Below are 15702 nucleotides of genomic sequence, written 5' to 3'. Positions count from 1 at the left end.
GTATGGACCTGCCAACCGGGGCTGACAACGCTCAGGCCGGCAGATCGAAACAGCTTCGGGACATTTTGCCCTTTGATCTGTTGGGGTAATATCGATTCCTGCTATTTGCAGGGACCGGGCCCCCCGTTGGTCCCGGTCAGTAACGAAAGCTGCCAGAGCCATGCATGAAGTCGGCGACCAGCCGGTCGATGGAGAGCGCCAGATCAAGACCCCGCTGATCATTGGCGTGGGCGCCTCACCCGGTGCCCTGGAGAGCATCGAGCGCTTCTTCGCCAAGCTGACAGTCGGGGCGGATCAGGCCATCGTGCTGGCCCTTCAGCATCACGCGGCGTTCGACGAGCCGCGGCTGCGCGAGGTTGTGCGGAATTCCAACGGCGGCAAGGTCGCCGAGATCGGCGATGGCCATGCGATCGAGGGCGGCACGATCTATCTGTGCCCGCCGGCGATGATCACCACGATCCAGGGCGGCCGGTTCGCGATCCGCAAGGCCGAGCAGGCGCCGGGCGAGCGCGCCACCATCGACAGCTTCCTGGTGTCGCTGGCGGAGGAACGCGCGGAGCAATCCATCGGCGTCCTCCTCGCCGGCACCGGCGGCGACGGCACGCTCGGCACCGCGACGCTGAAGGATCACGGTGGCCTTGCCATCGCCGAAAAGGTTCCAGGCGCGGAGGGGGCCGACCATCTGCTCGACGGCAACACGCCCGCCGCCATCGCCGACTACGTGCTGCCGCCGGAGGACATCCCGGAACACATCCAGGTCTATGCCCGTCATCTGCGGCGCCTGGACGATAAGCAGGGTTTCGACGAGGTGCTCGCGGCGGCGGCGACCTCGCTGTCGCGCATCGCCGACATCCTGCGCAACAAGACCGGCAACGATTTCCACGGCTACAAGCAGAACACCTTCCTGCGCCGCGTGCAGCGGCGCATGCAGGTGGTGCAGATCGACGAGATTCCCGCCTATGTCGATTTCTTGCGGAACGACAAGGACGAGGCGCAGAACCTCTTCAACGATCTCCTGATCGGCGTCACGGAATTCTTCCGCGACAAGCGCGAGTTCGAGGTGCTGGAGACGCAGATCGTCCCGAAGATCTTCGAGGGCAAGGGCGCGGGCCAGCAGGTGCGCGTCTGGGTGCTCGGTTGCGCCACCGGCGAGGAGGCCTATTCGATCGGCATTCTCCTGCGCGAGCACGTCGCGCGGATGGATTCCGCGCCGCAGGTCCAGATCTTCGCGACCGACATTGACGGCCGCGCGCTGGCGGCCGCGCGTGTCGGCCGCTATCGCACCAATATCGAGGCCGACATGACCGGCGAGCGCCTGGCGCGCTGGTTCGTACGCGAGGGCGATACCTATTGCGTGGTGAAGGAGCTGCGCGAGATGTGCATCTTCTCGCAGCACAACGTCATCAAGGACGCGCCGTTCTCCAAGCTCGACCTCGTCTCCTGCCGCAACCTGCTCATCTACCTCAATGCCGAATTGCAGAACCGGGTCATCCCGCTGTTCCATTTCGCACTGCTGGCGGAGCGCTATCTGTTCCTCGGCAATTCCGAGAACGTGACGCGGCACCCGAAGCTGTTTGCGCCTATCGACCGCCGCGCCCGCATCTTCAGGAAGCTCGAAACCGGGACGCGGCTGCCGCCGGAATTTCCGATCACGACCGCGACCGGCCGTGTGCCGGTCGAAGTGCCGGCGGCGCGCTCCTTCGGCCCCGATGTCGGGCTGGAGCGGCGCGCGCAGCGCGTCGCGGAGCGTTATGCGCCGGCCTACGTCATCACCGACGACAATTTCCAGATCCTGCATTTCTCGGGGCGTACCGGCCGCTACATCGAGCCGACGGCGGGGACGGCGACGCTCGACCTGCTCCAGCTCGTGCACCGCGACCTCAGGCTCGAGTTGCGCACCGCGCTCAGCCGCGCCGCAGAGACCAGCGAGCCCGCCCATGCCGAACAGGTGCAACTGGGAGTGAACGGCCACCCCGTGCTGGTCGACATCACCGTCGAGCCGATCCAGGAGGGCGCCGGCGGCCACCGCAATTTCGTCGTCCTGTTCAAGGACGGTCCGGTCCGCACCATCGAGGCCGACCAGAGCAGTCCCAACGCCCTGGTGCGCACCGAGCATGTCGAGCGGCTCGAAAGCGAGCTGCGCGCCACGCGCGAACGCCTCCAGGCGACCATCGAGGAGCTCGAAAGCACCAATGAGGAGCTGAAATCCTCCAACGAGGAATACCAGTCGCTCAACGAGGAGCTGCAGTCGGCCAATGAGGAGCTTGAGACCTCGCGCGAGGAATTGCAGTCGGTCAACGAGGAGCTGACCACCGTCAACGGCGAGCTGGCGCACCGCGTCCAGGAGTTGACGCGCGCCACCAGCGACCTCAAGAATTTCCTCGAGAGCACGCAGATTGCCACCGTATTCCTCGACAACGATCTGCGGGTAATGAACTTCACGCCGGCCGTCACCCAGGTCCTGCATCTCGTCGAAACCGACACCGGCCGTCCCATTGCCCACATCAAGGCCCGCATTCCGATCGAGGAGCTCTATGACGACGTCCGCCGCGTGCTGCGCACGCTTGCCAGCGCCGAGCGCGAGCTGAGCGCGCCGGACAGCGGGACGCGTTACATCGTGCGCATCCTGCCCTATCGCAGCATCGACAATTTCATCGCCGGCGTCGTCATCACCTTCATCGACGTCACCGCGATCACCCGCGCCGAGGAGCGGCAACGCCTGCTGCTGGCCGAGCTCCAGCACCGCGTCCGCAACACGCTCGGCGTGGTGCGCTCGATCGCGCGCCGGTCGGCTGAATCCAGCACGACCGTCGAGGACTACGCTTCCCATCTCGACGGTCGGCTCAATGCCTTCGCCCGTACACAGGCGATGGTGACCCGCGATCCCGAAGGCGGCGTCGACCTCGAATATCTCGTCATCGAGGAGCTCGCGGCCTACAACGCCCGCGAAGGCGAGCAGGTGCGGGTCTCCGGTCCCAAGGTGCGCTTCCATCCCAAGGCCGCCGAAACCTTCGCGCTCGCGATCCACGAGCTCGCGACCAACGCGTTGAAATACGGTGCCTTGAGCCAGCCGAGCGGACGCATCGAAATCTCCTGGCGCCTCGACGAGAGCGCCGAGCCTGCCGAACTGCTGTTCGAATGGCGTGAGCGGGGCGGGCCACAGGTCAAGCCGCCGCCGCGAAGGGGTTTTGGCGCGGAGCTTGTGGAGCGCACGCTGGCATTCGAGTTCAAGGGGCAGACCAGATTGGCCTTCAACCCTGCGGGGCTGCATTGCACGATCACGATTCCCCTCAGCAAGCGCGCATTCCATACACCGGTGGTGGCTGGCTGATGCCATTGTCGACGTCCGATCGCAGTCTGCTGGAGCCGGCTATTCGCCGGCTGGGCGCGTTGAGACCGTTGTCGGCGGAAGCGCGCGCGTCGCTCGAATACGCGATGCTCGAAGGGCTCCAGCGCGCCGGATCCGGCGAGGACCTGATCTCGGAGGGTGATCCCGTCGACAGTGTGCGTGTCGTGCTGTCGGGCTGGCTCTGTCGCTACAAGACGCTCGAGGACGGCCGGCGCCAGATCGTCAATTTCATCTTTCCGGGCGAGACCTGCGACGCGCATGCGTTCCTGCTCGGGGTCATGGACCATTCCATCGCGACGCTGACACCGGTGGCCTACGCGGAAATCCGGCGGGCCCGTTTCGAGATGCTGATGGCGAGCGACCGTTCGCTCGCCGAAGCGTTCTGGTGCGAGACCCTGGTCAACACTGCCGTCCAGCGCGAATGGGCCATCAATCTCGGGCGCCGCACGGCGCTTGAACGCGTGGCGCATCTGTTCTGCGAGACATTCGAGCGGCTTCGTCCGGTCGGGATGGTCGACGGCAATTCCTGCATCATGCCCGTCACGCAGATGGATCTCGCCGACGCCACCGGGCTGTCGGTGGTGCATCTCAATCGCACCGTGCAGGAGCTGCGTGCCTCCGGCCTGATCGTGCTGCGCGAGCGCACGCTGACCATCAACGATCTCGATGCGCTCAAGGACGCGGCGTTGTTCTCGTCGAGCTATCTGCAACTCTATCGGCGCGGTTCATAGTGCGAGCCTGTGAGGGTGCGTAACCGGAGCGCACGGGCCGGGACGAAGATTTTCGAGCGAACGGCGCCTTTTGAGTAACCTGCGTAAATGCGTATGTGCGTCGGTCCTCCCATAATGGGCCGATGCACGATGCCCTTTTTGCCCGCGCTGCACGCGCGATTGAAGCGAGCCGCTCTCTCCGCGCACAGCACAGGCTGGTTGCCGATCAGCACGACAAGGCGAAGGACGATTTGCGCCTGGCGGTGATGGAAAGCGCCATGGTTCGTTCGGAGATCAATGCCTACCGCGATGACCCGGGAAGAGTGAGGGGCAGACGGCCTTCAAGCGGTTGGCGGGCTGAGGCGCATCGCTAGGAACAAAGCAGCGCGTCGCGTCTTTGCAACGTGGACGGTCTGTCACACCGATTGGGCTGTGACATCCACTCATGACGCGAACGCAACGGCGCGCTCCGCCCTGAAAGAGGGAGAACGTTACATGTCGATGCGGCGTCGTTTCAAGCAAATTGACACCCTGGAGGCGCGGCTCGGCGCTGAAGCGGAGCGGCTGCGCGAGCAGGCCGGCTCGCTTCCGCCCGGCGCGGCGCGTGACGAGATGTTGCGCAAGGCGCGTCAGGCGGAAACAGGATCTCAGATGAGCGAGTGGCTGCGCTCGCCCGGCTTGCAGCCGCCGGACTAGCCGCCGGTCGCGCCGTTCTCGGCGCAAAATCGCGCGGCGTTAACTTATTGAAATGCCGGAACCGGCCGTTGCGGCGGAAGCTGCAGTCACTGCCGGGCTGGGCCGCCTCAACCGGCAGAGACTCAAGGCCCCGGCGCCTTGACCCTCGCCGGGGCCGATTTCCGTCCAACCGAAATCATCCGCGAAAGTCCAATGACCGCCAAACGTAACCGCAGGAAACAGACCGAGTCGCTCCAGCAGCGACTGGCCGTATTCGCCGAGAACGCCCGCGAGCGCGCGCGTGTCCTGCCGCCCGGCAAGGAGCGCGAGATGCTGCTGCGACGCGCCAAGCAGAACGAAGTGACCTCGAGCCTGACCGACTGGCTGACCACGCCGGTCTATCCGAGACGAGGAGGATGACCATGCGGAGCATCAAGCACTATCGTGCCTTCCAGATCGACCCGGACGGGCACGTCTTCGGATGCATCAATCTCGTCTGCGACAATGACGAGCAGGCCAAGCGCGAGGCCGCTTCGCTCGTGCTGGTCCACCGCATCGAGCTGTGGCGGCTGGATCATCGCATCGCGCGTTTCGACCTGCCGCAGGAGGTCGTTCGCCAGTAGAGCTGGGAACTGCGCGCTGCGCCCCGTGTTGGTCGGAGGTTGCCGACTGCGCGAGGAGCCAGCATGACGGAAGTCGACGTTCGCAAGGGGATGTCGCCCGTCAGGCTGTCGCGCGAGGAGTTCGAACGGCGCTACAAGGCGCAGTTCGTCGATCCCGTCTTTGCGCCGCTGCAACGGGAGCTCGATGCCATCGTCGGTGCGGCCTGGGATGCCTACAGCCATTCACGCAAGGCGCCGTTGACGCGGAAGGCCGGCGCGGGTTTCTCCGATCCCGACTACGACATCGCTATCGACTGGCTCGATGCGCGCGCGAAAATCCTGGAAGCGCAGCGGCGGCATGACGATGCGCAGGAGACGCCGCGCATCTTGATCGTCAACGGCTCGGCGCGCAGCGAGCACACCTGTCCCGGCGAGATGTCCAAGACCTGGCGCATGGTCAAGCTCGCCGAGCCCGTCTTCACCGGGATGGGCTTTGCCGTCGACATCCTCGACCTGTCGCGCCTCGCCTCGGAATTCGGCAGGACCATCCATCCCTGCAAGTCCTGCGTCGGAACCGCGATGCCGCTCTGCCACTGGCCGTGCAGCTGCTATCCGAACCATTCGCTGGGGCAGGGCAGCGACTGGATGAACGAGATCTATCCGCTCTGGGTCGCGGCGCACGGCATCCTGATCGTGACGCCGGTGAACTGGTATCACGTGCCGGCCGGGCTCAAGGCGATGATGGACCGCATGGTCTGCGCCGACGGCGGCAATCCCGATCCGACCTCGACCCACGGCAAGAAGGCCGCCGAGGCCAAGGCATTGGAGCTGAAGGGCTGGCCCTATCCGCGCCATCTCTCCGGCCGCCACTTCGGGCTCGTCGTTCACGGCGATGCGGTCGGTGCCGAGGGCGTGCGCCGCGCCTTGTCCGACTGGCTGACCGACATGCAGCTGATCTCGGCGGGTCGCTTTGCCGAGCTCGACGGCTATGTCGGCTACATGGAGCCATACGCCACCGCGCACCGCGAGCTCGACGACGACAGCGAATTCCAGCAGGAGGTGCGGAACGCGGCACGCGCGCTCGGCAGCGCCGTTCGGCTGGCGCGGAGCGGGCGGCTCGAGGAGCCCGGCGCCGGTCTCGCGGATCCCAACCCAAAATGACGAACGCACAGCTTGATTGCCTGGTCGTCGGCGGTGGTCCGGCCGGGCTGATGGCCGCAATCTATCTGGCGCGCTTTCGCCGCAGCGTCTGTGTCGTGGACACCGGCGCGAGCCGGGCCGCGCTGATCCCACGCAGTCACAACGTTCCGGGCTTCGTTCACGGCCTGTCCGGCGCGGAATTGATCGCGCGCATGTCGGCGCAGCTGGGCGAACTCGCTGTGATGCGCGTGGAGGCCGAGGTCACCGCGTTGCAGCGGCGCGCCGACGGCTTCGAGGCGAGCTGGAACGGCTGCGCGCAGGCGGCCTCAACCGTCGTTCTCGCCTGCGGCATTGTCGACACCCATCCGCCGTTCGAGGACTGGCGCGCCGCGGTCGCCGACGGGCTGCTGCGCTACTGTCCCGTCTGCGACGCCTTCGAGGCGATCGGCCGTCGCATCGGTGTCGTCGGCCCGCTTGGCCGTGCCGCTGGCAAGGCGCTTTTCCTGCGCGGCTACTCGCGCGAGGTGACGCTGCTGGCGACCGGCCAAGATGACGAGGAGGCAGCCGCAAGGTCGCGGCTGGCTGAAGCCGGCGTCGAAATCCTGTTCGCGCCCGGCCTGCGTTTGCAACGGAGAGACGACAGCGTCGAAGCTGTCCTCGCCGACGGCGGGACGATGCAATTCGACATGGTCTATCCCGTGATGGGTGCGAAGGTGCGCTCGCAGCTGGCGGTGTCGCTCGGCGCCGGGCATACCGGGGAGGGCTATCTGAAGGTCGACGACCATCAGCGCACCTCGATCGGTGGGCTCTACGGCATCGGCGACGTCGTCACCGACCTTCACCAGATCTCGGTCGCGTTCGGCCACGCCGCAATTGCCGCCTGCGCCATTCACCACAGCCTGCCGACGCGTCTGGCCTGAGTGGGCCAGGGTACCGCGAGCCTCACGCAAGCCATCGCCCCGGGAACGATGGGCGTCGCCTGGCCTTGATGCAGGTTGGGGCGCCCGACATCGACGCACAATACCGGCTTGAAGGATGAGCCCATGCTGGAAGAGAAACTGAAAGAAGCTATCGTCGGCGAGCTGCAGCGGCAGGCCGCCAATCGGCCGCAATCGCTGGAGGTCCAACGCCGGGACGCGTTGAAGGACCCGGAGGAACTCACCGTCAACGGCAAGATCGATCTTGGCGCGCTGGTCATGGTGATCGCGGGATCGGTCGCGGGCGGGCCTTGAGCTCGATCGTCAGCCGCCTCGTTCAGCCATATTCCTCGCCGATGCCGTATTCCCGGTAGATCTCCAGCGGATCGAGGTCGGGAAACAGCCGGCATTTGGCCTGGGCGAGGTGCAGGCTCACCGCCGCCGGCTCCTTGCCGTTGGAGAGCATCTTGCGGATGTCGTCCATATGCGCGTTCGGCTGGTGCTTCGGCTCGAGCTGCTCCAGCGCGACCAGCGCGGTCGCGAGCGCCTCGGTCAGAACCCAGTCGTCGTGGCCCGTGATTCCCTTCTTCGGCATCGGCAGACCCCAGATGGCGCGGCAACCCAGTCTTAAGGCCAGTGTATCGCGACTTCCGCCAAATCTCCATTGAGCCGTTGCGGGAGGCAGGCGCGCCCCTTGCATTATGGCGGCGCGTGGCTAAAAGGCGGCAAGTTTCAGGACCGTGGTATCTTTGTTGAAACAATGTTGGCGTAGACGGGCGCCTGCAGGAATCCGGCCGGCAGTTCCGGCCTGGGCCCCTGATCCCGCATTCGCAGCACGATCCGGTTGCGCACCCTCAAGGCTCGAGCCCGCATGGTCTTTCTTAGCTTCGTCTACCGCTTCGTCACCAACTTCGCGTTCATGGCGATGGTCTATTTCAGCCTGAACTTCATGGAGAAATATCAGAACCGGGCGATCATCGCGATCCTGGTGCTGGTCTATGCCGGCATGCGCGCGGCCTCGACGCTGCGGGCGTTCTACTTTTTCCAGAAGATCGAGAAGCTGGAAGCCGAGACAAAGCGCCTTCAGGGTCCGATCAATGACGGCTCCGGAGGAACGAGCGCGCGCAAGCAGGTCGTGGCCGACGTTGCCCGGCTGCGCCGCGACGGCGAGCTCAAGTCCTATATGGACCTGTTTTTCCTGGCGCTGATCGTGCTGCTCTGCGTCGCCGCCATCATGCGGCAGTAAAAGCTAGGCGCGCTTCTTGAGGCTGGCCACGCGGGTCGGATGCGGCGCGGCGCCCTTGGCTGCATTGCTCTTGGGAGCGCCGGTGGCATGCGCCGTCCGCCGTCCCTGCGACTTCGCCTGTGACTTGGCCTGTAACTTGGCCTGCGGTTTGGCCGCCTTGCCCTTGGCCGCATGAGGCGGCTCGGCCGCCATCGCCAGCCGCGTCGCGGCGCGCCGCGACAATGTCGTCGACAGCAGCACTTCGATCGAGCCTTCCGGGATTGCGAACAGATCGCCGCCGGGCACGGGCAGGGTGGATGCGACATCGACCTGCGCCCTGGTCCGGCGCGGCAGCAGCGGCTGGTGCTCGGCCTGCGCGTTGAGGTCGGCAAGCGCGGGCGCCGGTAGCGTCCGCGTCTGCGTGAACACGAAGTTCGGAACGGCGGGCCAGCGCGCGATCGGCGTCGTCTCGGTCGGCGGATGCAGCAGCCATTCCACCGGCGTGGTCGGCGTCGCCGGCCGCTCGGCGGTCGCGGGCACCACATGCACGATGCGATAGCCGCGCGCCTTGAGGTCGCGGATGATCTTCGGCAGCGCCGCCACTGTGCGGGCCTGGATGTCGTGCAGCAGCAGGATGCCCTTGCCCTTGGCCTCCAGCCGCTGCATCGCGAGCTGGTAGACGCGATCGGACGACACGTGCCGCCAGTCGTCGGCCGGGAAGTCGGCGCTCCAGACCTGGATGCCGCGTGAGATCAGATAGTTCTCGACGCCCTCGGCGCGCATCAGGCCGGGAATGCGGAAGAACGGCGCCAGCTTTGACGGATCGGTCATCGCGGCCGAGGTCCACTCGATGCCGCCGTTGATCTCGGGCTCGAACTTCTCGATCGGCATGCGGTCGAAGGTCAGCGGATGGTTCATGCTGTGCGTGCCGACGGTGTGGCCCGCCGCAACCAGCTTGCGCACCCCTTCCGGGTTCGCCTTGGCCTGGCCGCCGATGATGAAGAAGGTCGCCTTGATGCACTCGTCGTCGAGCATCTTGAGGACCTGGTTCGAATATTTCGGCAGCGGACCATCGTCGAAGGTCAGGACGACCTCGTGGTCCTTCAAGGGCAGCGTCTCGCGGTACTGCATGGTGCCGATGCGCGGATGCTCGCGCGGATCGACCACCAGGGTGCGGGAGGTTCCGAGCGCGTCGGGATGGCCGGGGCAGTCGGCTGCATGGGCCGCCGGTGCGCCGGCGGTCAGCAATCCGAAACATAGGACGATCCACGATCGCGTCCGAGGAACAACGCTACTTCCGATCATGAACCTCGTCTGCCCTCATACGCGGTTGCCGCCATAAGTAGGTCGGAGACATCAGGAAACGGTTCAGGCACGAGAACCTTCCCCATGACGAGTCCACCTCAATACTTGCACGGCGTAGCATGAACAGAGTGTTAATAGGGCCAAAATCACCCCAATTTGCGCCCGCGTGACATTCCGGCATCAACGTGCGTCGGCGCTCTTCTGTGATGCGCCCGCCGGTACGATGTGGACGACGCGATAGCCGTTCTCCCGCAAATACCGCAGGAAGGCCGGCATGATCGCCGCCGTGCGCGCCTTGGCGTCGTGGAACAGGATGATGCCCTTGCCGGCGGCGGCGAGCCGCTCGGTGACGAGCTTCAATTCCTGTTCCGGCGTCATCTCGTTCCAGTCGCTGGCCCACAAATCGGCCCCGAACACCACGATGCCGCGCGCCTGGAGCAGGTCGAGCTCGGCTTGCGTGGCCTCGAAATAGGGGAAGCGGAAAAACGGCGTCGAGGGCGTCGTCGTCGAGGTGCCGTGCAGCGCCATCTCGTCGGCCGCGATACCGCGGTCGATCTCGCTCTTCGCCTTGTCGAACGGGATCCTCGCCATGAACGGATGCGACCAGGTGTGGTGACCGATGGTGTGGCCCTCGCGGGCGATGCGCTTGACCAAGTCAGGATGTTCGGCGGCGTGCAGGCCGATCAGGAAGAAGGTCGCGCGCGCGCATTCCTGCGCCAGCGCCGCCAGCACCTTCGACGTCGTCGGCGGATGCGGCCCGTCGTCGAAGGTCAGCACGACCTCGTGATCGGCCAGCGGCAGCGTCTGCGGAAAGCTCTTCAGGCCCACGCGCGGCGTGGTCTTCGCATCGACGCTCAGAAGGCGCGAGGTGCCGAGCGCGTCCTTGCGCGGGCACTCGGCGGCTTCCGTCGAGGCGACACCGGTGAAGGCCGCGAGGACCGCGCCCAGCGACATCGAGGTCCACCGCAGTCGAAGCATCTTTGTCATTGCGCTCTGAGTTGCCTTGTGGGTATTGCCTGACCGTCAGCCCAGACCACCTGATCCAACCTGTCAAACGGCGAGGCACACCATGGATGAACATATGGACGGTGCCTCATCCGCTGCGGATTCGGTACTCGACCACGTGCCGATGCGCAATGAAGACGGCGAAATTCGTCACGAATTCGTCGAGGAAATTGCCCGTGCGATCGAGGCCGGCGACAGTGCCGCGCTGCGCGCCTGCGTCGCCGAGCTGCACGAGGCCGATCTCGGCGATCTCATCGGAGCTCTCGAGCCCGACGACCGTGTCCGTCTGGTCGAGCTGACCGGCCGCGACTTCGACTTCTCCGCGCTGAACGAGGTCGACGAGGCCGTGCGCGAGGAGATCCTCGAGGAGCTGCCGCCGGAGACCGTCGCCGAGGGCGTCCGCGAACTCGAATCCGACGACGCGGTCGAGCTGCTGGAAACCCTCGACCAGGAAGACCAGGAGGAGATCCTCGAGAAGCTGCCGCTCAAGGAGCGCGTCGCGCTCGAGCGCAGCCTGCTGTATCCCGAGAATTCCGCGGGCCGCCGGATGCAGACCGAGTTCATCGCGGTGCCCCAGGATTTCACGGTGGGGCAGGCGATCGACTACATGCGCGAGACGCCGGATCTGCCGGACCGCTTCTACGAGATCTACGTCGTGGACAAGGACCAGCACTGGCAGGGTGCGGTCTCGCTCGACGTGCTGCTGCGGGCGCGCCGCCCGGTGCCGCTCGCCGAGCTGACCGACGAGGACCGCCGCCGCGTCTCCGTCCTGGAGGACCAGGAGGAGGTGGCGCGCATGTTCGGCAAGTACAACCTCGTCGCAGCACCGGTGCTTGACACCCAGGACCGCCTCGTCGGCGTCATCACCGTCGACGACGTCGTCGACGTCATCGAGGAGGAGGCGGAGGAGGACCTCAAGGCGCTCGGCGGCGTCACCAGCGACGAAGAGCTTTCCGACACCGTGTTCACCATTGCGCGCGCGCGGTTCAACTGGTTGCTGGTCAATCTTGCGACCGCCTTCCTGGCGTCCTCCGTGCTCGGCCTGTTCGAGGGACAGCTGGAGAAGATGGTGGCGCTCGCGGTGCTGGCGCCGATCGTGGCAAGCCAGGGCGGCAATGCCGCGACCCAGACCATGACGGTCGCGGTGCGCGCGCTGGCGACCCGCGAGCTCGGCTCCTCCAATGCCTGGCGCGTGGTGATGCGCGAAGGCCTGGTCGGCCTCGTCAACGGTCTTGCCTTCGCCGTGATCACGGGGATCGCGGCGGTGGCCTGGTTCAAGATCCCAGGCCTCGGCATCGTCATCGGGCTTGCGATCATCTGCAACCTCTTTGCCGGCGCGCTCGGCGGCATCCTGATCCCGATGGCGCTCGAACGTGTCAGGGCCGATCCGGCGGTCGCCTCCGGCACGTTCGTCACCACCGTGACCGACGTCGTCGGCTTCTTCTCCTTCCTCGGCATCGCCACGCTCTGGTTCGGGCTGAAGTAGGGAGCGGCTTGGGGCGCATCTCTCTCTTCTCGTCATTGCGAGCGCAGCGAAGCAATCCAGAGTCTCTCCGCGGTGGCAGTCTGGATTGCTTCGTCGCAAGAGCTCCTCGCAATGACGGGGTGGGCAACGGCGGCCCCTCACTCTCGTGTCCCGGGCGCGCTGCGCCGCGTCCGGGGCACGAGACCTCGCTATCTTTAATCCGAACTTAAGCGACCTGCCGCATCATCGCCTTGCTTGGGGGAATGGACATGCGGTTGCGGCTGAAGGCGGACGGACGGGTCGTTGAGTTGCGGGACGGGCAAGAGTTTCCGGTCCAGCCGTCTGCGGTCCAGCCTGCGACCGCCAATGCGCCGGCCGAGGCCGGCTCGCTCGCGGTGCGCGATTTGCGCCGCCGCGCCTGCCTCACCCAGATGGAGTTCGCCGCCAAGCTCGGCGTTCCCGTCGAGACCATCCGCAACTGGGAGCAGGGCAAGCGTGCCCCGCGGGGACCTGCCCGCGCGCTGCTGGCGGTGATCGCGCATGCCCCGGATACCGTGTTCCAGGCGCTCGCCAAAGCCTGACAACAGGCTGGCTTGCGCGAACCTCCCGTTAGCATTGCGCACAATCTCCGGCTGAACTGCCGCAGCGTCCGTTGGCAGCGTCATGGGCCGGGTCCATAATGTCATCAGGGGCTGCCGCAACAGAGAGGATTCCTCATGCTGTTCGTCGAGGCCAATGGCGCAAGGATCCCGGCGATCGGGCTCGGGACCTGGGAGTTGGACGGGCGGCCATGCGCGCGCGTGGTCGAGCAGGCGCTGCGGCTCGGCTATCGCCACATCGACACCGCGCAGGTCTATGACAATGAACGCGAGGTCGGCGACGGCTTGCGCGCCTCCGGCGTGCGCCGCGACGACATCTTCCTCACCACCAAGGTCTGGACCAACCATTTCGCGCCCCACGATCTCGAACGGTCGGTCAAGGAGAGCCTGGCGCGGATGCGGCTTCCGTCCGTCGATCTCTTGCTGCTGCACTGGCCCAATCCGCATGTGCCGCTGGCGGAGACGCTGGGGGCGCTGTCGCATGCCAAGCGCATGGGCCTGACCCGCCACATCGGCGTCTCCAATTTCACGGTCGCCCTGATCGAGCAGGCGATGGCTCTCTCTGCGGAGCCGCTCGTCTGCAACCAGGTCGAATACCATCCTTATCTGGACCAGGCGAAGGTGAGGGCGGCCTGCGACCAGCACGGCCTTGCGCTGGTCGCCTACAGCCCGGTCGCCAAGGGGCGCATCAAGGCCGACCAGACGCTCGCCGAGATCGGGCGTGCGCATCGCAAGACGCCGGCGCAAATCTGCCTGCGCTGGCTGGTGCAGCAGAATGTCGCTGCGATCCCGCGCACCTCGCGCGTCGAACGTCTGTCAGAGAACATCGAGATCTTCGATTTCGAGCTTTCGGGCGAGGAAATGGACCGGATCGCCGCGCTCGCCAGTCCCAAGGGGCGCCTGACCGATTTCGGCTTCGCGCCGAAATGGGATTGAGAGGGGGCTGCCGTATGCTAGGACCTGCGTGGCAACCCGAAGTCAGGCGATGGAACTGCGGAAGATCATACGGACGGACATTGCGGCGTCGGCGATTGCGCATCTGACGCTGGTGGCGCTGATCATCGTGATCAGCGAAGTCCATCCGTTTCACGCCGCCGCGCCCGAGACCGTTTCGGTCGATATCGTCACGCCGGAGCAGGTGAAGCAGGAGGAGGTCAAGGCGGAGGAGAAGGCTCAAGAGAAGGCTGAGGAGAAGACCAAGGAGACGCTGCCGGACCTGAAGCTGCCGAAGCTGGATTTCACCGACAAGGCGCCCGCGCCGGACAAGCCTGCGGCCAAGCAGCAGGCCGCGACGCCATCGCCGTCACCGGCGCCCCAGGCTTCGCCCGAACCGCAACGTCCTCCGCAACAGCAACAATCGCAGCAGCCTTCGCCGCCGCCCAAGCCGCGCGAGGCCAACGCGCAGCCGCAACAACCGCTACAGCAACCCCAGCCTCAGCCGATGCAGCAACCGCCGCCTCAGGCGATGACGCAGCCACCGGCACAGCAGCCGCCGCCACAGGCGATGCAGCAGCCAGAGGCGGCGCCGCCACCGGCCTATCAGGCTCCGGAGCCCGACGTCACCGTCAAATACGGTGTCATGCTGGGCCTGCCGCCTGAATTGCCGACGGAGCTGCCGAAAGACGCCCCCAAGGACGACGGCGGCGATGCCAAGGATTCAGTTGCAGCCAAGCTGCCGCCCGAAGTCATCGCCGCGCTTCGTCGCCACTTGAGGAACTGCGCCAAACTGCCGGCCGGGCTCGACCCGACCGACAACGTCCACATTAAGCTCCGCACCGTGTTCGCCACCGACGGCACGCTGGCGCGCGAGCCGATCCTGATCGAAGCCCCGCCGTCCGCGAAGGGCGTGGCCCTCGTGAAGTCGGCAATGAGCGCGCTCCAGAACTGCCAGCCCTACAAGATGCTGCCGGCCGACAAGTACGGAGAGTGGAAGGTGTTGGACCTGCCGTTCACGCCGCGGGATTTGGGCGGCGGGTAAGGGGCCTGCTCGCGTTATCCGTTCGCGGCGAGGCAGGCGCGGACCTTGTCGGCGGGACCTCTCGGCACGGCATGGGCTCGCCATTGCTCGATCGTGGCACCGGCGGAGGCGAGGCATCGCCGGATGTTTCGGTCATATGTCGAACGAGACATGCTGTCACGCTTGGCCTGGCAGGACGGATCGCCATGGCACTCGTAGAGCGGAGCTGCCTTCGCCATCGATAGCCCCAGAACCGTCGCGACAGCAGCAATCAAAACCTTATTCATTTTGTCCCCTGAAAAACCAAAAACCAAAGGTCGTTTCCCGCGCCCTGCACCTCGTAGCTCTGCCGGGACGATATCGGGAAACGGAGAACACAATGACAACCAGAGATCAAACAGTCCAGCCATCGACTACCCGCTTCATGCGATTTTTCCAGACGGCAGCCGGCACACCTGACGTTTTCTGTGGATGTCACTGTCAAGCCGTTCCGTCAAAAATATTCCTCTTTACCGAAATTCGGATTTGACGTAGATGTTGCGCATCCTGGCTCATCCTTGAGGGGCGATCATGTGGTCGTCATTTTCGCGAGCCGGGCTTGCGGTGGACGCGGCAGCGTCGGGCGAGAAAGTTAAGGGCAGGGCGGATTGCTCTCCGTGAGCCCGAGGCTTCGCGCTGGATGAGCGGCGCTGCTAGGCTTCGTCTCGTCTGTAAGTTTCCGGCTCTGTCGACAGGGTCGGGAAAACTGCGGCG

At 65.6% G+C, this 15702-nt stretch carries 17 protein-coding genes; 13 read left to right on the top strand and 4 right to left on the bottom strand.

The window, feature by feature from the left end; genetic code table 11:
- Nucleotides 1-160 precede the first annotated feature (160 nt).
- From RAD15_RS39875 to RAD15_RS39840, 8 genes are all read left to right on the top strand, one after another.
- Complete coding sequence (locus RAD15_RS39875; protein ID WP_458184176.1) at nucleotides 161-3331, top strand: CheR family methyltransferase; 3171 nt, start codon at nucleotides 161-163, stop codon at nucleotides 3329-3331.
- Nucleotides 3331-4080: a Crp/Fnr family transcriptional regulator gene (locus RAD15_RS39870; RefSeq protein ID WP_458184175.1), complete on the top strand. Its 750-nt coding sequence runs from the start codon at nucleotides 3331-3333 to the stop codon at nucleotides 4078-4080. Before RAD15_RS39875 ends, RAD15_RS39870 begins: the two co-directional genes overlap by 1 nt.
- 474 nt (nucleotides 4081-4554) lie before the next feature.
- Nucleotides 4555-4755 carry a hypothetical protein gene (locus RAD15_RS39865; protein ID WP_458184174.1) on the top strand — a complete coding sequence of 67 codons (201 nt, stop codon included), beginning with the start codon at nucleotides 4555-4557 and terminating at the stop codon, nucleotides 4753-4755.
- Nucleotides 4756-4947: 192 nt separating this feature from the next.
- Nucleotides 4948-5154, top strand: a complete 207-nt coding sequence (locus tag RAD15_RS39860) for a hypothetical protein (RefSeq protein ID WP_458184173.1) — start codon at nucleotides 4948-4950, stop codon at nucleotides 5152-5154.
- Between the two features lie 2 nt (nucleotides 5155-5156).
- Nucleotides 5157-5357 carry a hypothetical protein gene (locus RAD15_RS39855; protein ID WP_458184172.1) on the top strand — a complete coding sequence of 67 codons (201 nt, stop codon included), beginning with the start codon at nucleotides 5157-5159 and terminating at the stop codon, nucleotides 5355-5357.
- Between the two features lie 63 nt (nucleotides 5358-5420).
- Nucleotides 5421-6497: a flavodoxin family protein gene (locus tag RAD15_RS39850; RefSeq protein ID WP_458184171.1), complete on the top strand. Its 1077-nt coding sequence runs from the start codon at nucleotides 5421-5423 to the stop codon at nucleotides 6495-6497.
- On the top strand, nucleotides 6494-7396 hold the full coding sequence (locus RAD15_RS39845; protein WP_458184170.1) for an NAD(P)/FAD-dependent oxidoreductase: 903 nt from the start codon (nucleotides 6494-6496) through the stop codon (nucleotides 7394-7396). Before RAD15_RS39850 ends, RAD15_RS39845 begins: the two co-directional genes overlap by 4 nt.
- A gap of 123 nt (nucleotides 7397-7519) precedes the next feature.
- Entirely contained in the window at nucleotides 7520-7708 is a 189-nt protein-coding gene (locus RAD15_RS39840; protein ID WP_458184169.1) for a hypothetical protein, read from the top strand.
- A gap of 22 nt (nucleotides 7709-7730) precedes the next feature.
- Here the strand turns inward: RAD15_RS39840 and RAD15_RS39835 are convergent, their stop codons facing one another.
- Nucleotides 7731-7988: a hypothetical protein gene (locus RAD15_RS39835; RefSeq protein WP_246932461.1), complete on the bottom strand. Its 258-nt coding sequence runs from the start codon at nucleotides 7986-7988 to the stop codon at nucleotides 7731-7733.
- A gap of 276 nt (nucleotides 7989-8264) precedes the next feature.
- Between RAD15_RS39835 and RAD15_RS39830 the strand changes: the two genes are divergently transcribed.
- Nucleotides 8265-8639 carry a hypothetical protein gene (locus tag RAD15_RS39830; protein WP_458184168.1) on the top strand — a complete coding sequence of 125 codons (375 nt, stop codon included), beginning with the start codon at nucleotides 8265-8267 and terminating at the stop codon, nucleotides 8637-8639.
- A gap of 3 nt (nucleotides 8640-8642) precedes the next feature.
- Here RAD15_RS39830 and RAD15_RS39825 read toward each other — a convergent pair whose 3' ends face one another.
- Both RAD15_RS39825 and RAD15_RS39820 read right to left on the bottom strand, forming a co-directional pair.
- Nucleotides 8643-9923 (bottom strand): polysaccharide deacetylase family protein, encoded by a 1281-nt coding sequence (locus RAD15_RS39825; RefSeq protein ID WP_458184167.1) that lies wholly within the window; start codon nucleotides 9921-9923, stop codon nucleotides 8643-8645.
- Nucleotides 9924-10103: 180 nt separating this feature from the next.
- On the bottom strand, nucleotides 10104-10877 hold the full coding sequence (locus RAD15_RS39820) for a polysaccharide deacetylase family protein (RefSeq protein WP_458184210.1): 774 nt from the start codon (nucleotides 10875-10877) through the stop codon (nucleotides 10104-10106).
- Nucleotides 10878-10992: 115 nt separating this feature from the next.
- Here RAD15_RS39820 and mgtE point away from each other — a divergent pair, with 115 nt between their 5' ends.
- From mgtE to RAD15_RS39800, 4 genes are all read left to right on the top strand, one after another.
- Nucleotides 10993-12414: a magnesium transporter gene (gene mgtE / locus RAD15_RS39815; RefSeq protein ID WP_458184166.1), complete on the top strand. Its 1422-nt coding sequence runs from the start codon at nucleotides 10993-10995 to the stop codon at nucleotides 12412-12414.
- Nucleotides 12415-12656: 242 nt separating this feature from the next.
- Nucleotides 12657-12974, top strand: coding sequence for a helix-turn-helix domain-containing protein (locus RAD15_RS39810; protein ID WP_458184165.1), 318 nt, complete (start codon nucleotides 12657-12659; stop codon nucleotides 12972-12974).
- Between the two features lie 135 nt (nucleotides 12975-13109).
- Complete coding sequence (locus tag RAD15_RS39805) at nucleotides 13110-13928, top strand: aldo/keto reductase (protein ID WP_458184164.1); 819 nt, start codon at nucleotides 13110-13112, stop codon at nucleotides 13926-13928.
- 49 nt (nucleotides 13929-13977) lie between these two features.
- Complete coding sequence (locus RAD15_RS39800; protein WP_458184163.1) at nucleotides 13978-14970, top strand: hypothetical protein; 993 nt, start codon at nucleotides 13978-13980, stop codon at nucleotides 14968-14970.
- 14 nt (nucleotides 14971-14984) lie between these two features.
- On the opposite strand, the gene RAD15_RS39795 is transcribed toward RAD15_RS39800, so the two are convergent.
- On the bottom strand, nucleotides 14985-15359 hold the full coding sequence (locus RAD15_RS39795) for a hypothetical protein (protein WP_458184162.1): 375 nt from the start codon (nucleotides 15357-15359) through the stop codon (nucleotides 14985-14987).
- Nucleotides 15360-15702: the final 343 nt, after the last annotated feature.

It is taken from the genome of Bradyrhizobium sp. 14AA (genome assembly GCF_054185205.1).
Note: the sequence above shows the minus strand (reverse complement) of the source record. Positions and strands in the feature narration are given on the sequence as shown.

Excerpts from the sequence above, each read along its gene's own strand:
- RAD15_RS39825 (WP_458184167.1), bottom strand. The coding sequence starts at position 9,923 with ATGATCGGAAGTAGCGTTGTTCCTCGGACGCGATCGTGGATCGTCCTA.
- mgtE (WP_458184166.1), top strand. The coding sequence starts at position 10,993 with ATGGATGAACATATGGACGGTGCCTCATCCGCTGCGGATTCGGTACTC.
- RAD15_RS39795 (WP_458184162.1), bottom strand. The coding sequence starts at position 15,359 with ATGGCTGGACTGTTTGATCTCTGGTTGTCATTGTGTTCTCCGTTTCCC.
- RAD15_RS39810 (WP_458184165.1), top strand. The coding sequence starts at position 12,657 with ATGGACATGCGGTTGCGGCTGAAGGCGGACGGACGGGTCGTTGAGTTG.
- RAD15_RS39830 (WP_458184168.1), top strand. The coding sequence starts at position 8,265 with ATGGTCTTTCTTAGCTTCGTCTACCGCTTCGTCACCAACTTCGCGTTC.
- RAD15_RS39845 (WP_458184170.1), top strand. The coding sequence starts at position 6,494 with ATGACGAACGCACAGCTTGATTGCCTGGTCGTCGGCGGTGGTCCGGCC.
- RAD15_RS39805 (WP_458184164.1), top strand. The coding sequence starts at position 13,110 with ATGCTGTTCGTCGAGGCCAATGGCGCAAGGATCCCGGCGATCGGGCTC.
- RAD15_RS39870 (WP_458184175.1), top strand. The coding sequence starts at position 3,331 with ATGCCATTGTCGACGTCCGATCGCAGTCTGCTGGAGCCGGCTATTCGC.
- RAD15_RS39835 (WP_246932461.1), bottom strand. The coding sequence starts at position 7,988 with ATGCCGAAGAAGGGAATCACGGGCCACGACGACTGGGTTCTGACCGAG.
- RAD15_RS39865 (WP_458184174.1), top strand. The coding sequence starts at position 4,555 with ATGTCGATGCGGCGTCGTTTCAAGCAAATTGACACCCTGGAGGCGCGG.
- RAD15_RS39820 (WP_458184210.1), bottom strand. The coding sequence starts at position 10,877 with ATGTCGCTGGGCGCGGTCCTCGCGGCCTTCACCGGTGTCGCCTCGACG.
- RAD15_RS39840 (WP_458184169.1), top strand. The coding sequence starts at position 7,520 with ATGCTGGAAGAGAAACTGAAAGAAGCTATCGTCGGCGAGCTGCAGCGG.
- RAD15_RS39855 (WP_458184172.1), top strand. The coding sequence starts at position 5,157 with ATGCGGAGCATCAAGCACTATCGTGCCTTCCAGATCGACCCGGACGGG.
- RAD15_RS39875 (WP_458184176.1), top strand. The coding sequence starts at position 161 with ATGCATGAAGTCGGCGACCAGCCGGTCGATGGAGAGCGCCAGATCAAG.
- RAD15_RS39860 (WP_458184173.1), top strand. The coding sequence starts at position 4,948 with ATGACCGCCAAACGTAACCGCAGGAAACAGACCGAGTCGCTCCAGCAG.
- RAD15_RS39800 (WP_458184163.1), top strand. The coding sequence starts at position 13,978 with ATGGAACTGCGGAAGATCATACGGACGGACATTGCGGCGTCGGCGATT.
- RAD15_RS39850 (WP_458184171.1), top strand. The coding sequence starts at position 5,421 with ATGACGGAAGTCGACGTTCGCAAGGGGATGTCGCCCGTCAGGCTGTCG.